Origin of the sequence: Dactylosporangium aurantiacum, assembly GCF_000716715.1 — a bacterium.
In the GTDB taxonomy this organism is placed as follows: domain Bacteria; phylum Actinomycetota; class Actinomycetes; order Mycobacteriales; family Micromonosporaceae; genus Dactylosporangium; species Dactylosporangium aurantiacum.
Genome location: NZ_JNYJ01000011.1, coordinates 138,750 through 154,178, shown reverse-complemented (window position 1 = coordinate 154,178; position 15,429 = coordinate 138,750). Strand labels below are relative to the sequence as shown.

Genomic DNA, 15,429 nt, shown 5'->3' with positions numbered 1-15,429 from the left:
CGGGGCAGGGCGGGCCCGCGCGGGCGCGGGTCAGCGGGGGGCGGTCCAGCCGGCCGGGAGGCGGCCGAGGCGGACCCGCTGCGGGTGGTCACCGACGGCGACGCTGGCCACCTTCTGGCCGGTGGCGAAGCTGATCGCGGTGACCCGGTCGGCGCCGGACTCGGAGATGACGCAGTCGCGGCCGTCGGCGCTGACGGTCGCCCAGTACGGCTTGCTCGCCGCGACCAGCGCGCCCGGGGTGAGCGTGGCGCGGTTGACCACCGTGGCGTAGTCGTCCATGGTGCCGGCCACGCAGACCTTGGTGCCGTCGGGGCTCATCGACAGGCCGTGGTGGCGGGAGTCGTTGACCCAGGTGGTGCGGTCCTCGCTGGTGGCCGGGTTCTTCGGCAGCGTCGCGACGCGGGTGACGCGGTCGGCGGCGACGTCGTACTCGACGAGGCCGTTGAAGAACGACACCTGGAAGTACAGGGTCGACTCGTCGGGGGTGAACACGGCCGGGCGCACCGCGTCGGACAGGTCCGACCGGCCGAACGCGTCCAGCCGCGACCGCATGTCGATCACCTTCACGGTCTGGAAGGTGGTGGTGTCGACCACGGTGATGTGCCGGTCGCCCTTCGTCCAGTCCAGCCACGGGTCGTCCAGGGCGGTGTTGACCTCACCGATCGACATGTTCCACAGGTACCGGCCGCCGCCGGTGAAGACGTTCTCGTGCGGCTTGTCGCCGGTGGCGAACGAGCCGACCTGCCGGCCGGTGGCGATGTCGAGCACGTGCACGGTGTTCGACGTGGACGCCGACACCGCGACCCGGGTGCCGTCGGGCGAGACGGCCATGTGGTCGGCGCGGTACCCGGACACGGGGAACCGCCAGCGCAGCGCGCCGGTGCGCAGGTCGATCGAGACCACGTCGGCGAAGCTGGGCCGGGACACGACGAGCGCCGAGCCGTCCGGCGTGGTGTACATGTCGTCGACGAGCTGGTCGTGGCCCTCGCCCGGGCCCTGCTGGACGCCGAGGTAGAACGCGAGCTTGACGGGGTTGAGGTAGATCTCCCAGAGGCGCTGGGTGCGGTCGGGCACGACGTTGATCCGCCCGAGGCCGGTGTACCCGCCGCTGGGCTGGATGACGTCGACGGTGCCGTCCCAGTTGTTGCCGACGAACATCACCTGCTGCAGGGTGGTCGCGGCGGCGGCGGGCACGGCACCGGTGGCGGGGACGGAGGCGATCAGGCCGGCGGCGGCGACCAGACCGGCGACGAGCGTGCGGCGGGCGCGCTTGCGTGTCACGGGGCTCTCCTGACGGCGAAAGCAATGTTACCTTGCGGTAACAGAAAAGCGGGGGTCCACGTTCATCGATAGGTGTCGGGGCGCAACGCCGGGGCGGCGGGTTGTGCGCCGGCCACAACGGCCTTGGGAGGCGGAGCCGATGTCGCTGGTGCCGTTGCTGCGGGACATGGCCGCCGACCCCGGCGTCGTCGACGATCTCGTCGAGGCGGCCCGCGCGTGCTCGGCGGAGGTCGCCCGGCTGCCCGCGGAGGAGAACCGCCGCCACATCGCGGTCCTGCTCGCCGCCGGGCTGGCCGCGTTCGAACGGCTCGCCGACCCCAGCGGGCACGACTTCGCCGAGGCCACCCGCCTCGGCGCGGACCGTGCCGCGCAGGGCGTGCCGCTCAGCGCGCTGCTCAGCGCCGTGCAGGCGGGCCGGACCCGCGCGTTCGAGATCGCCGTCGGTCGGGGCCGCGCCGCCGGCATCCGTGACCAGGTCCTGCTCGAGGCGGCGTTGGAGTTCGACCGGTACGCCGGCGCCCTCGAACGGCACGTCATCGCCGGGTACCGCGCCGCCGAGCTCGAACTGTCCCGCGGCGGCCGCGACGAGCGCACCGCCCTGCTGCGCCGCCTGCTGCTCGGCTCCCCCACCGGCGGCGTCGACGCCCGCGAACTGGCCCGGTTCCGCCTGCATCCCGCCGGCCGGTACCACTGCCTGCTCACCGACGTGTCCGACCCGGCCCGCGCCCGCGCCCTGGAGCAGCACTGGTCCTCCTGCGGCGGCCTGTTCGGCGTCGTCGAGGGCCGCCTCGCCGGCCTCACCGCGCGTCTCCCCGCCCCGGCCGGCAGCCTCACCGCGCGCCCACCCGCACCAGCCGACGGCCACACCGGCCTCACCGCGCGCCTGCCCACACCAGCCGACGGCCGCCGCACCGGCCTCACCGCCCGCCCGTCCACACCGGCCGACGGCCGCCGCACCGGCCTCACCGCCCGCCCGTCCACACCGGCCGACGGCCACACCGGCCTCACGCCGCGCCCACTCGCACCAGGCGACGGCCGCCACGCCGGTCTCAGCGCCCGCCCGTCCACACCGGCCGACGGCCACACCGGTCTCGCGGGGGGCGAGGCGCCGGTCCTCGTCGTGGTCGCCCCGGCCGCGCCGCCCGCGGAGGCCGGCACCGGCTACGCGCTGTGCGTGCCGGCGCTCGCCGCGGCGGCCCGGTTCGGCCGGACGGGGGTGCACGCGGTCGCCGACCTCGCCGGTGAGACCGCCCTGACGCTCCAGCCGCGGCTCGCCGCGCTGCTCGGCGACACGCTGCTGGCCGCGCTGCGCCCCGCCGACGAGTTCCACCGGGAGCTCGCGTCGACCGCGCTGGCGTACCTCGACCACGGCCAGCGCCTCGACCGGACGGCGGTGACGCTGCACGTACACCCGAACACGGTCCGCTACCGGCTGCGGCGCCTGCAGGAGATCACCGGCCTGCCGCCGGCCGACGCGGAGCAGCACCTGACCGTGCTGGAGACCCTGCGTTACTGGTGGGCGCTGCGCACCTGGCTCGACACCCACCCGCCGGCCTGACGGTCCCCGCCGCCGGCTTGACGTTGCCGCAACGTCAACGTTTCTACTGGACGCATGCGCATCGGCGAGCTCGCCGCGCTGGTCGGGGTGTCCACCCGCACCGTGCGGCACTACCACCACCTGGGGCTGCTGCCCGAGCCGGCCAGGCTGGTCAACGGCTACCGCGAGTACCGCCTGCGCGACGCCGTCGTCCTCGCCCGCGTGCGCCGCCTCGCCGAGCTCGGCCTGTCCCTCGACGAGATCCGCGACGTCCTCGCCGACGACCGCGGCCGTGAGCTGCGCGAGGTCCTCGAGGAGCTGGACGCCGACCTGGCCCGCCAGCAGGCCGCCCTCGCCGCCCGCCGCGCCCGCCTCGCGGCCGTGCTGGCCCGCCCCGACCTCGACCCCGACGCGACCGTGTCGCCCGACCTGGCCGCGGTGCTGCGTGACCTGCCGGCCGGCGACTCCGCGTTCGGCGCCCTGGACCGCGAGCTGCTCACCCTCATCGACACCGGCGCCGACGAGGACGCCCGGGCCGGCTTCGCGCAGCTGCTGCGCCCGCTGACCGAGCCCGCCGCCGTGGACCGCGGCCGCGCCCTGTACGCCCGCCTCGACGCCCTCGCCACCGCAGACCCCGCCGACCCCCGGGTCGCCGAGCTCGCCGCGGACCTCGCCGACCACCTCCCCGAAGGCATGGCCACCGCGATGACCACCACCGCCGACGACCCGGCCGGGGCCCGCTGGTGGCAGACGATGGCCCAGGAGCTGTCCCCGGCCCAGACGGAGGTCTTCCGCCGGCTCCTGCTCCTGCTCCGCGACCGCCCGTGACCCGGCGCCCCGCCACCGACGTGCCCGCCACCCACCCTGGAGGACCCGTGATGCTGCGACTTGCCCGCGCCGCGCTGTTCGCCGCCGTCGGGGCGGAGGTGCTCCTGGTGGTGCTGGTGGCGTCGGGGGTGTCGCTGCCCGGTGCCGTCCTGGCCACCGCGGAGACGCTGGCGCTGGCGGTGCTGGGGCTGGAGACGGTGACGGTGCTGCGGCTCTACCGAGCGGCCCGCCGCGACGGCCTGTCCCGCCGCGGCGCCGCCCGCGCCGCCTACGAACGCCTGGTCCCCGTCCAGGTCCGGCGCATCATGGGCTTCGACGTGCGGGGCATGGTGAGCGTGGCCCTGTGGCTGGCCCGCCGCCGCCACGGCGTGCCGCCCGGTGCGGTGCCCGTCCCCTACTTCAGCGCCCAGGCACCGGCCCTGCTCGTCTTCCTCGGCGCGATGGTCGTCGAGCTGTTCGTGGTCGAGGTCGTGCTGCGCTCCCTCGGCGCCCCCGTCGCGGTGCGCACCGTGCTGGTGGTGCTCGACGCGTACGCCATCCTCGTGGCCCTCGCCGTCATCGCCTCGTGCGTGACCCGCCCCCACGTCGTGTCGGCCGCCGAGGTCCGTGTCCGCTCCGGCGCGTTCTTCGACCTGCGCATCCCCCGCGACCGGGTCGCCGCGGTCCGCCGCATCCGCGGCCACGCCGAGCGGGGCACGGTCCGCGTCGCCGACGACGTCCTCACGGTCGCGGTGTCCTCCCAGGCGAACCTGCTGCTGGAGCTGACCGCCCCGGTCACCGCGGTCCGCCCGCTCGGCGCCACCTGCGAGGTGCGGACCGTCCGCTGCTTCGCCGACGACCCGGTCGCCGCGCTGGACGCGTTCACCCGCACCGCGCCCGCCCGGGACGGGGCACCGGAGCGCACCGTCTGACCGCTGCGGCCGTCGGCGGTGTGGCCGGACGGCGACGACCTGCGGTGGCGCGGCGGCCGCAACCGCCGCGGTCGCAGGCTCCGTGACGGCCGCGGGCCCCGCTGCGGCCGGTTGTGCCGCCGCAGCGCCCGCCGGAGCAACCCCCGCAACCGACGCAGCCGCCACAGGCTGACCCGACGCAGCCGCCACAGGCTGACCCGCCACAGTCTTTGCCACCGCAGGCCCCGCAAACGACACGGCCGCCGCCGCGGGCACCACCGTCGCGGACCGCCCCGCCGCCGGCCGGTCCGCCACCACCGCAGGCCCAGCCACCGCAGGCCCAGCCACCGCAGGCCCAGCCACCGCAGGCCCAGCAGCCGCCGCTGCCACCGCCGCAGCCCCCGCAGACCCTGCCCCCGCAGGCCCCGCAGGCCCCGCCGCCGCCGCAAGCCCCGCAGGCCCCGCAGGCCCCGCCGCAGGCCCCGCCACCGCGGCCCCCGCCGCCGCAGGCGTCGCCGGTGCGTGGGCTGCGGCGTGCGTCAGCTCCGCCAGCAGCCTGGCGTTGCGCAGCCGGGCGAGCTTCGCCGCGTGCCGTGCCACGAGCCCGTGCCGGCGGGCCGCCGCGAACTCCGCCTGGGCGCGGGCCCGCTCCGCCCGCCACCGCTGGCGTTCGGCGCGGGCCGCGGCGAACCGTGCGGTCCAGTCGATCGACTCGGACGACGCCACCGCGCCGGAGCCCGGATCGGGTGCGTCCAAAGAGAAATATGGTCGTGGCATGCGCCGCCTCCCCCCGTTGGCGCTGCCCCCTCATTCTCCCGGCCGCCCCCGACCACGTCCAGCGCCATCACCTTCAGCGACCGTCGAGACACGCATCGTTACCGGCGCCGGTGACGGTGAACAGGTCCCCCGGCTGGCAGTCGAGGGCCTCGCACAGGGCGGTCAGCGTGCTGAAGCGGATGGCCCTGGCGTGGCCGTTCTTCAGCACCGAGAGGTTGGCCAGGGTGATGCCGACCCGGCCGGCGAGGTCGGTCAGCGTCATGCCGCGCTCGGCGAGCAGCCGGTCGATGTGCACGTCGACGCGGTGGTCGTCGGCCGGTGGCATCAGATGACCCCGGCGAGCTCGGACTGCAGCGCCCGGCCGCGCTTGATGATCTCGGCGAGGGCGAGGAAGCCGAGGCCGCACAGGCACCAGACGAGCGGCACCTGGGCGCCGGTGTTCGGCGGGTCGGTCACGACGGTCATCGACAGCTCCAGGCCGGCCCACAGCTCGGCGTAGAACGCGGCGAAACTGCCGAGGAACACGACCCAGCCCAGGACGCGCAGCCGGCGCACGTTCGCGGCGGCGAACGGGTCGCCCCGGCGGGCGGCGCGCACCACGAGCAGCAGCATCGCCAGGGTGAACCCGGCCAGCAGGTACCACGGCACGACCTGCACGGCATGCCAGGCCACCTGCGGCACACTGGGGTGGTCGACGAGGACCTGCACGTCGCTGCCCGGGTCGAGCCGGGCGCCGGGCAGCAGCCCGGTCACCGCGTCGGGCGCGATCCGCACGCCGGCGCCGACGGTGACCGTGATCGGGTCGCGCACCGCCATGGCGCGCGCCTCCACCACCGCCACGACGGCGCCCAGGCCGAGCGCCACGTACAGCAGCGACTGCAGCTCCGCCAGGTAGTCCCGGCGGCGCAGCCGGGCCAGCATCCGCTTCATCCGAACCCCCCTTATCGAATTTCGATATACCGATAATCGATAAGAAGCGGCGCCGTGTCAAGCGGGGACGTGGGCGGTGCGGGCGGCCGCTACGATGGGCGTCGCTGCGCCCGTACATCCACCGGATCCTGCGACGCCGGGAGGCTTTCCCCGTGCCGACGAGCGACCTCGACCACCCCCAGCCGGACCCGCGGCTGGACGCCGGCAGCGTGTCCCCGGCCCGCCGGTGGAACTACTGGCTCGGCGGCAAGGACCATTTCCAGGTCGACCGCGAGTCCGGCGACCGGATCGCCGCGGCGTACCCGGCGATCCGCACCGCCGCGCAGGAGGGCCGCGCCTTCCACAACCGCACCATCCGCTTCCTCGCCGGCGAGGCGGGCATCCGGCAGTTCCTGGACATCGGCACCGGCCTGCCCGCCCCGGACAACACGCACGACGTCGCGCAGGCGATCACGCCGCAGGCCCGGGTCGTGTACGTCGACAACGACCCGATGGTCCTCGCCCACGCCCGGGCGCTCATGATCGGCTCCCCGGAGGGGGCGACCAACTACATCGACGCGGACCTCAACGACCCGGCGGCGATCCTCGCCGCGCCGCAGCTGGCCGCCACCCTCGACCTGCGGGAGCCGGTCGCGATCCTGCTGTACGCGGTGTTGCACTTCATCCGCGACGACGCTCACGCCCGCAGGATCGTGCACGACCTGCTGGACGCGGTCCCGGCGGGCAGCTACCTGGTGGCGACGAACTCCACGAAGGACTTCGTGCCGCCGCACATCGCCGGCATGTACGACCAGATGCTCGCGAAGGGTCTCGTGGACGCCTGGCCGCGCGACAGCGCCACGTTCGCGGGCTTCTTCGACAGGGTGCGGCTCGTCGAGCCCGGCGTCGTGCCGATCAGCGAGTGGCGGCCGGTCACCGCCGACCACCCGTCACCGGCCGAGGTGTCGATGTACGGCGCGGTCGGCGTCAAGTAGGCGGCGTCCGCCGCTCACCGGCGCGGCCGTCGTCCGTCAGCGGCGCGGCCGCCGGTCAGCGGCAAACGTCGGCCAGGCGCGGCACACCGTTGCGGACGACGGAGCCGCCGCTGCCGAGCAGCACCGGCGGCAGCGGCAGCGACCGGCCCGCGACCCCGGCGTGCCCCGCGCCGGGGCGGGTGGTGCAGTCGACCGTGACCCGGCACCTCGGCCGCTTCGCCGACGTGTTCGCCCGCTCGCCGTGCACGACCCGGGCCCGCGCCCAGCCGCCCGCGGCCGGGTACCGCAGCCGCCGCCCGCCACCGGCCCGGCCGGTCACCCGCCGGCGGGTTTGCGGATCACCGCCTCCACGTAGTCCATGCGCAGCACGAGGGTACCGTCGGCGGCGACGTTGAACCGGTCGGCGATCGCCGCCATCTCCGCCTTCAGCTCGGCGGCGCGCGCCTCGTCGAGGGCGGCGAGGGTCCTGGTGACCGGCCCGTAGAAGGTGGCGAAGAACTCGGCCTGGTGCGCGGCGGACGGGAACCGCCACAGGAACTCCCGCCGCGGCGCGGAGATCCCGACGGCCGGGCCGAACAGCTCCCGCAGCCGCCCCTCGTCGCCCCACTGCGCCGGCGGACGCAGCCCGGGCGGCGGCGGCACCTGCCGCCCGATGGCCCGGAACAGCTCCGCGACGTAGCTGTCCGGGGTCCAGTTGACCATGCCGATCCGCCCGCCGGGCCGGCACACCCGCAGCAGCTCCGCGGCGGTGCGTTCCTGGTCCGGGGCGAACATGGCGCCGCACGTGGACAGCACCGCGTCGAACGACGCGTCGGGGAACGGCAACGCCTCCGCGTCACCGTCCTGGAACGTGACCTCGAGCCCTTCGGCGTCGGCGCGGCGGCGGGCGCGCTCCAGCAGCGCCGGTACGTAGTCGACGCCGGTGACCTGGCAGAACCGGCGGGCGGCGGCGAGGCTCGCGTTGCCGTTGCCGCAGGCGACGTCGAGGACCTGCTCGCCGGCGCGCAGGTCCGCGGCCTCGCAGAGCAGCTCGGCGGTGAGCAGCAGCCGCGTGCCGACGGCCGCGTAGTCGCCGGAGGCCCACGCGGCCTGCTGGCGTTGCTTGACGGTGACGGTGTCCATGACGGTCCTTCCCTCGCGCTCGAATTCGCTGTGATCGCAAGGTATGACCTGGTCAGGGGCGCGGGGATCGGGATCGGTCCCTAGTTGTGGCCCCTGGGCTCCCCATCTTTGCCCGGTACGAGCCCGAGCCGCACCCCGGCCGCGGCCGCCTGGTGCCGCGAACCGGCGCCGAGCTTCGCCAGCAGCGCCGACACGTGGTGCCCGACGGTCTTCGCCGACAGCGACAGCCGCGCCGCGATCTCGGCGTCGGTGAGCCCCTCGGCGAGCAGCCCGAGCACCTCGACCTGGCGGGCGGTGAGGCCGGCCGGGTTCGCGGCGGTGGCCTTCGTCGGCCCGCGCGGGATCCGCGGGTTGCCGCCGGCCCGCAGCCGCCGCCGGACCCGCTGCGCCGCCTGCCGCGCACCGAGCCCGTCCAGCAGCGCCAGCGCCGCCAGCCCCGCGTCGCCGTCGCCGCCCGCGAGCGCCAGCGCCTCCTGGTACGGGCAGCCGAGCGCCCGCCACGCCGCCGCGGCGGCCCGCCAGTCACCGGTGAGCAGCAGCCGGTACGGCTCGGCCATCACCGCCAGCACGTCCGGCCCGGGCGCGGGCCCGCCGGCCTGCCGCAGCCAGAACGCCAGCTCCCCGGTGAACCAGGGGTGGCCGGCCCGCACGGCCCGCTCGTACTGGGCCCCGGCCTCGGCGGCGATGTCGGCGTCGGCGCCCCGCAGCCACGCGTGCTCCGCCCTGGCCGCCGCGACCTGCGCCGTCCACTGCAGCTCCGCGGTGGCGTACCCGCGCTCGGCCGCCTCCCGCAGCGTCCGCGCCGCGGCCGGGTCGCCGCGCCGGGCCTGCAGCAGCCCGAGCGGCACGAGGGCGTCGACGTACCTGGCGCCGCCGGCGACCCGCTCGGCGAGCGCGTCCAGGGCGTCGCGTTCCGCGCCGGGCCAGTCGCCCTCCTCGAGCCGGATCCTGGCCCGGTGCCCGAGGACGTGCTGGACGTAGCCGGAGAGCTCGTGTGCGCGTACGAACGCCAACGCCCGATCCAGGTCCGCCCGGGCGTGCCGGTGGTCACGCATCTCGGCGCCGATCGTGGCGAGGTTGCACAACGCCCGAGCCGCGTCGTCCTCCAGCCCCGCGGCGACCGCGACGTCGAACGCCTCCCCGAGGTCCGCCCGGCCGCCGGCGTCGCCGCCCAGCAGGCGCGCCGAGCCGATGTTGGCCAGTGCGTGGCTGAGCGTCTCCCGGTCCCCGAGCCGCCGGGCGAGCCCGATCGCCCGGCCGGCCCAGGCGGTGGCGGCCGGCAGCCGGTTGCCGAGCATGTCCAGCTGCGCCTGGTTGCTGTACGCCATGGCGAGCGCCCGCCCCGCCGGCAGCTCCTCGAGGACGGCGACCGCCCGGGCCGCCGCCGCTTCCGCCTCGGGCCGGTTCCCGTCCCACCAGTACAGTCGCGACAGCCTGCGCAGCCCGTCACCGAGCCGCTCGACGTCCCCGGCCGCCTCCCGCGACGCGAGGGCCTCCCGCCCGGCGGCGACGGCCTCGGCGGACAGGCCCGACAGGTAGCACTCGGCGGAGTACCCCTCGAGCAGCTCCGCCCGGTCGGGGATGCCCGCGGCGAGCGGCAGGACGGCCCGGTAGTGCTCGACCGCCTCCCGGTGCGCGGCGACGGCGGCGGCCTGCCGGGCGGCCTCGGGCGCGTACCGGAGCACGGCGGCGGTGTCACCGGCCTCGCGCGCGTGGTGCACGATGCGAGCGACGTCGACGCGCTGGGCGCTTGCCCGGACCGCGGCCATGGTTGCGGGCCGGGCGTCGGCCGGCCGGTGCTCTGCCGCGGTCAGGATCCGCAGGATGCGCCGGTTGAGGTCCCGGCGGGCCATGGCGGACAACTCGTCGACGACGGCGCGCCGCAGCAGCTCGTGCCGGAACCTGACGGTTCCGTCACCCGCGACGAGCAGCCCGGCGGCCATGGCCGCCTCGACCGCCTCCGGCGCCGCACCGTCCAGCAGCCACAACTCGGTCGACGTCGGCACGACCGCGACGAGCCGCACGACGTCCCGCGCACCGGGCGAAAGCCCAGCCAGGCGCGCCATCACCAGGTCCCGGACGGTCACGGGCACCCCGCCGTGCTCGCCGGGTCGACCACTTTCGGACAAATTACCTAAATCGCCGCGAGTCGGACTTTCGTCGTCGCGGTAGTCTCCGCCGTCGCCTCCGCCGCCGCCCTCGCCGTCGCCTCCACTGTCGCCTCCACTGTCGCCTCCGCTGTCGCCTCCGCTGGAGAACCCAGCCGCCAGGACCTCGGTGACGAGCAACGGATTCCCGCCGGTCAACGCCCGCAACCCGCCCGCCGCCCGCCCCGCCCGCCGGGCCAGCTCAGCCACCGCCCGCTCCGACAACGGCTCCGGCCGGACCCGCCGCACCGCATGCGCCGGCAACAGCCCGATGACCGTCCTCAGTGGATGATCCGTGGCCAGCTCGTCGTCGCGGTACGTGACCACCAGCAGCGCCTTCGTCTGCGCGATCCGCCGCCCGAGGAACACCAGCAGGTCCAGCGTCGCCTCGTCGGCCCAGTGCGCGTCCTCCACGACAACGACCGGCGTACGGTCACTGCGCTCCAACTCGTCCAGCAGCGCCGCGAACAGCTGCTCCCGCTGCCCTCCGGCCGCGAGCAGCTGCGCGAGCGCGCCCCCGGTGCGCCGGCCGACGTCGTGCAGCGGCCCGAGCGCCCGCGGGGTCAGCAACGGGTCGCACGCCCCGAACAGAAACCGCGCCCGCTTGCCGTGCCGCTCGCTGAACCGCCGCACGAGCGCCGACTTGCCGATCCCGGCTTCCCCCGCCACGAGCACCACACGCCCCGCCGTCCTCGCCCCGTCCAGCACCGCGGCGAGGTCGTCGAGCAGCGGATCGCGTTCGAGCAGGTCCGTCACAGCGCGACGGTACCGCGCCAGAACCCCCTCCGCCGCCACCGCACCACGGCCCGCCCAGCCACCGGCCCGCCAGCGACCCGACGACACCGCGACACCGCGACACCGCGGCACCGCCACGGCGGCCAGCGGCACCACGGCGGCGGCCAGCGGCACCACCACGGCGGCCAGCGGCACCACGGCGGCGGCCAGCGGCACCACGGCGGCGGCCAGCGGCACCACGGCGGCGACGCGACCGCGGCCGTACGGCGCCCACGGCAGCGGCCCGATCGCGCCCGCCACAGCGGCGCGACATCGCCCGTGACGGTGCCCCGACGGCACCGCGGCACTGACCCGACGGCGGCCCGACGGCCGCCCGCCGCAGCGACCACTGCGACCCGACAGCGCCGCGGCAGTGGCCCGCGGACTCGACGGACCAGCGGACCGCTGTCGGCCGAAGGCGGTACCCCAGCGGCGCCGCCCCGGCACCGGAGAACAGGAACCCGCGCGCTCGCGGATCGGAGAGTCCAGGAGGCGACCCGGCGAGGTGTCGGCTGCTCTACCTGACCGTAGTACACCGTAGGAAATTGATGTTCGAAGCCATCACCACCCGTAGTCTAACCTGCCTCCTGCCCTGCACTTCGCCCCGCCGACGCGGCTTCCGGACGGCGATCATCGTGGGACACCGCCGCCGGCGAGTCGCCCGCACCCGTCCCGGACGTCCGCTCGCGACCCCCCGACGATGCCGGCCCAAGACCCCTGAAGGACGCCGGCTCGCGAGCGCCCAGGCCGGCACCCGCCGGCGCCGAAGGCGAGCGACGAGCACGCAGCCACAGCAGCACGACCGCCGCCGCCGTCGCGGTCCCCCACGCCGCGAACCGTACGGCCGCCGCACCGTCGATCTGGTTGTCGGCCGTCACCAGTGGTGGCAGCCGGTCGACCGAGGTGCCGAGCAGTGTGGCCATGCGGTCCAGGGGCGTGTTGCGCGGGTCTGCCAGCCAGTGGAACCGTTCCAGCGGGTACGCGTCCGACAGCAGCGACATCGTGTACCCGTACAACGCGGCCAGCTGGGCGGCTGCCAGCAGCGGCCAGGACGGCAGGCGTTGCAGGAGGGCGGCGGCGTAGTAGGCGAGCAGCGGCACGGTCACCGACAGCAGGCGGCCGGGTGGGGAGAAGCCGCCGGGCCAGTTCGGGTACGTGGCGATGAGCACCGCGTACGGGACGGCCGTGCCGAGCAGGACGAGGTTCAGGCGGCGGTGGGCGCGGGTGGCGCACAGCAGGATGCCGGCGCCGGACAGGAGCAGGACCGGGAAGTTGGGCAGCAGCCCGAACCGGCCGTCGAAGGTGAGGTACAGCAGGCCGCGCAGCGGTGACTGGCGCAGCAGGCCCTCGCCGAGCGCGTCGGTGCTGCCGGGGGCGGGGCTCAGCGAGTGGTACATGACGGCGTTGAACGCCTCCAGACCGGTGGCGAGCACGGCGACCGGCACCAGCGCCGCGATCAAAGCACCACGAGCACCAAGAGCAGCACCACGAGCACCAAGAGCAGCACCACGAGCACCAGGAGCAGCACCACGAGCATCACGGGAGCGGGGCACGCACAGCACCGCCAGGACCGCGAAGGTCACCGGGAAGATCGCGTACCGGCCGTGCACCCACGGCAGGTAGCCGATCCCGGCGGAGGCGAGGGCCAGCCGCCACACCGCGGGGCGGGCGGTGAGCAGGACCCGAGCGGCGTACACGAGGGCCAGCATGCCGAGGGGCTCGACGAACAGCATCGAGGCGTACACGTACAGCGGTGAGCCGAGCACGAGCAGCCCGGTGGTGAGTCCCGCGTACGGGGTGCGGATGCCGTGCTCGCGTTGCAGGCGGTAGACGTGCACGACGGTGAGGAGGGCCGCGGTGAGGGTCACGAGGTGCGCGCCGGCGCGGCCCCACAGCAGGAACGGCACCGCGAACAGCAGCGGCGCGCCGAGGTTGTGGAACGGCACGGGGCGGCCGTCGACGACGGCGACGTGCGCGTCGATGTCGGCCGGGTAGTACGACCAGTAGTCGCGGTGCTCGTAGACGGGGGTCGGGTCGAACGTGTGGTGTTCGACCATCGCCTGGGCGAGCGCCAGGTAGTGCGGCTCGTCGCCCATCGGCAGGGCGGGCAGGCGGAGGCGCACGGCGGCGGCGAAGACGGCGGCGGCGAGCGTGACGAGCCCGGCGAGGACGGTGCGGTCGGCGCCGGCCTGGTCTTTGATCATGCCGTGGGAGTGTGCCCCGGCCATGGTACGGCCACCGTCAGCGATCTTCTGACCGTCCCTTTACCACCCGCCTGGCATGCTGGTGCGGGCAGCACAAACGCCGTACGACAGCAACAGCAAACGGCACGACAGTTAGGGACCAGCATGCGGGTGCTCGTGGCCGACGACGAGCGGCTCATGGCCGACACGATCGCGGCCGGGCTGCGCCGCCAGGCGATGGCGGTCGACGTCTGCTACGACGGTGACGGCGCCCTGGAGCGGCTCGGGGTGCACCGGTACGACGTCGCCGTCCTGGACCGGGACATGCCTGGCCGTACCGGCGACGAGGTGTGCCGGTGGATGACGGGCGCGAGCCTGGACACGCGGGTGCTGCTGCTGACGGCGGCAGGCGGGATCCGCGACCGGGTCGAGGGGCTCGGGCTCGGCGCCGACGACTACCTGACGAAACCGTTCGCGTTCGCGGAGCTGGTGGCCCGCATCCAGGCGCTGGGCCGGCGCAGCGCGCCCGCGGTCGCGCCGGTCCTGGAGTACCGCGGCCTCGTGCTGGACGTGGGGCGGCACACGGCGGTGCGCGACGGCCGGGTGCTGGGGCTGACGCCGAAGGAGTTCGCGGTGCTGCACGTGCTGCTGCGCGCCGGCGGGCGGGTGGTCAGCGCGGAGGAGCTGCTGGAGCGGGCGTGGGACGAGCACACCGACCCGTTCTCGCACGTGGTGAAGGTGACGGTGATGACGTTGCGCCGCAAGCTCGGCGACCCGCCGGTGATCGCGACGGTGCCGCGCGCCGGGTACCGGATCGGGCCGGCGTGAACGTGCGCACGCCGCGGCGGCGGGTGCTGGTGCTGGTCGCCGGCGCGCTCGGCGCCGGGTACGCGGTGCGGTACGCCGCGGACACGTACACGTTCACGCCGACGACGTTCCGGTTCCTGGCGCTGTTCTGCGACCCGCGGCTGTCGCTGTGCGGGGCGGCGCGGGAGCAGGCGTGGTGGCTGCTGCCGTACGGGTTCGCGGTGCTCGCGGCGCTGGGGCTGCTGCGGTTCGTGGCGCCGCGGCTGGTCACGTGGGCGTTGCGGCCGATGCGGGACCTGGTGCCGGTGATCGGGCAGGTCGGGCCGCAGAACCTCGGGCACCGCATCCGGGCGGGCGGCAGCCGCCGGGACGAGTTCACCGCCCTGTGCCTGGCGGTCGACGACATGATGGACCGCATCGTCGCCGGGTACGAGGGGCAGCGCCGGTTCGCCGCGAACGCGTCCCACGAGCTGCGCACGCCCCTCGCGGTGCAGCGCACGCTGATCGAGGTCGGCATGGGGCAGCCGCTGACCGACGAGCAGTTCACGCTGCTGACGGCGCAGCTGCTGCAGACCAACGAACGCAACGAGCGGCTCGTCGACGGGCTGCTGGTGCTCAGCGAGGCCGACCAGGGGCTCGCGGTGCGGCTGCCGCAGCGGCTCGACGCCGTCGCCGCCGGGGTCGTCGCCGCGCACGAGGCGCGGGCCGCGGCCGCCGGGGTGCGGCTCACGTCGCAGCTGCGCCCGTGCACCGTGCGCGGTGAGGAGGTACTGCTGGAGCGGCTCGTCACGAACCTGGTGCAGAACGCGATCAAGTACAACCACCGCGGCGGCGCCGTGCACGTCACCGTCGGCGGTGGCACGCCCGAGCTGACGGTCGCCAACACCGGGCAGGACGTGCCGCCGCACGCGGTCGCGGAGCTGTTCGAGCCGTTCAAGCGGCTCGCCGCGGACCGGATCGACCACAGCGGCGGCGCCGGGCTCGGCCTCGCCATCGTCCGCTCGATCACCCAGGCGCACGCGGGCACGGTCACCGCCACCGCCCGCCCCGGCGGCGGCCTCCTCGTCGAGGTCCGCCTCCCCACCGAACCGGAGTAGACCACCGCGACCGCCGCACTGCCGCAGCCGGCCGCACCGCCGACGGAAGCCGCACCGCGGGCAACCGACCACCCTGTCCGCC

The 15,429-nt window shown here is 75.5% G+C and carries 13 protein-coding genes; 6 read left to right on the top strand and 7 right to left on the bottom strand.

Features of this window, described 5'->3' with window-relative positions; genetic code table 11:
* Nucleotides 1-30: 30 nt before the first annotated feature.
* Entirely contained in the window at nt 31-1,281 is a 1,251-nt protein-coding gene (locus OP18_RS15245) for a YncE family protein (RefSeq protein ID WP_033359522.1), read from the bottom strand.
* Nucleotides 1,282-1,420: 139 nt separating this feature from the next.
* Here OP18_RS15245 and OP18_RS59610 point away from each other — a divergent pair, with 139 nt between their 5' ends.
* From OP18_RS59610 to OP18_RS15230, 3 genes are read left to right on the top strand one after another with little or no spacing between them, the layout of a single operon-like run.
* Entirely contained in the window at nt 1,421-2,839 is a 1,419-nt protein-coding gene (locus OP18_RS59610; protein WP_043787551.1) for a helix-turn-helix domain-containing protein, read from the top strand.
* 54 nt (nt 2,840-2,893) lie between these two features.
* Complete coding sequence (locus OP18_RS15235) at nt 2,894-3,646, top strand: MerR family transcriptional regulator (RefSeq protein ID WP_033359521.1); 753 nt, start codon at nt 2,894-2,896, stop codon at nt 3,644-3,646.
* 50 nt (nt 3,647-3,696) lie between these two features.
* Complete coding sequence (locus tag OP18_RS15230; RefSeq protein ID WP_033359520.1) at nt 3,697-4,557, top strand: hypothetical protein; 861 nt, start codon at nt 3,697-3,699, stop codon at nt 4,555-4,557.
* Between the two features lie 829 nt (nt 4,558-5,386).
* Here OP18_RS15230 and OP18_RS15225 read toward each other — a convergent pair.
* Together OP18_RS15225 and OP18_RS15220 are read right to left on the bottom strand one after the other, a co-directional pair.
* Nucleotides 5,387-5,638 carry a helix-turn-helix domain-containing protein gene (locus tag OP18_RS15225; protein WP_052386755.1) on the bottom strand — a complete coding sequence of 84 codons (252 nt, stop codon included), beginning with the start codon at nt 5,636-5,638 and terminating at the stop codon, nt 5,387-5,389.
* Nucleotides 5,638-6,243, bottom strand: coding sequence for a DUF2975 domain-containing protein (locus tag OP18_RS15220; protein ID WP_033359519.1), 606 nt, complete (start codon nt 6,241-6,243; stop codon nt 5,638-5,640). Before OP18_RS15220 ends, OP18_RS15225 begins: the two co-directional genes overlap by 1 nt.
* A gap of 152 nt (nt 6,244-6,395) precedes the next feature.
* On the opposite strand from OP18_RS15220, the gene OP18_RS15215 reads away from it, so the two are divergent.
* A complete protein-coding gene (locus tag OP18_RS15215) occupies nt 6,396-7,217 on the top strand; it encodes an SAM-dependent methyltransferase (protein WP_033359518.1) in 822 nt (273 codons plus the stop codon).
* A 55-nt stretch (nt 7,218-7,272) separates the two neighbouring features.
* Here OP18_RS15215 and OP18_RS15210 read toward each other — a convergent pair whose 3' ends face one another.
* From OP18_RS15210 to OP18_RS15195, 4 genes are all read right to left on the bottom strand, one after another.
* On the bottom strand, nt 7,273-7,536 hold the full coding sequence (locus OP18_RS15210; RefSeq protein WP_033359517.1) for a hypothetical protein: 264 nt from the start codon (nt 7,534-7,536) through the stop codon (nt 7,273-7,275).
* Complete coding sequence (locus OP18_RS15205; protein WP_033359516.1) at nt 7,533-8,339, bottom strand: class I SAM-dependent methyltransferase; 807 nt, start codon at nt 8,337-8,339, stop codon at nt 7,533-7,535. Before OP18_RS15205 ends, OP18_RS15210 begins: the two co-directional genes overlap by 4 nt.
* Before the next feature lie 80 nt (nt 8,340-8,419).
* Nucleotides 8,420-11,521 (bottom strand): ATP-binding protein, encoded by a 3,102-nt coding sequence (locus tag OP18_RS51190; RefSeq protein WP_052386754.1) that lies wholly within the window; start codon nt 11,519-11,521, stop codon nt 8,420-8,422.
* Between the two features lie 314 nt (nt 11,522-11,835).
* Nucleotides 11,836-13,464, bottom strand: a complete 1,629-nt coding sequence (locus tag OP18_RS15195) for a hypothetical protein (RefSeq protein ID WP_033359515.1) — start codon at nt 13,462-13,464, stop codon at nt 11,836-11,838.
* 144 nt (nt 13,465-13,608) lie between these two features.
* Between OP18_RS15195 and OP18_RS15190 the strand changes: the two genes are divergently transcribed.
* Together OP18_RS15190 and OP18_RS15185 are read left to right on the top strand one after the other, a co-directional pair.
* The gene (locus tag OP18_RS15190) at nt 13,609-14,271 is read left to right on the top strand and encodes a response regulator transcription factor (protein ID WP_033359514.1); all 663 of its coding nucleotides are present in this window, start codon (nt 13,609-13,611) and stop codon (nt 14,269-14,271) included.
* Nucleotides 14,268-15,347 (top strand): sensor histidine kinase, encoded by a 1,080-nt coding sequence (locus OP18_RS15185; RefSeq protein WP_052386753.1) that lies wholly within the window; start codon nt 14,268-14,270, stop codon nt 15,345-15,347. Before OP18_RS15190 ends, OP18_RS15185 begins: the two co-directional genes overlap by 4 nt.
* Nucleotides 15,348-15,429: the final 82 nt, after the last annotated feature.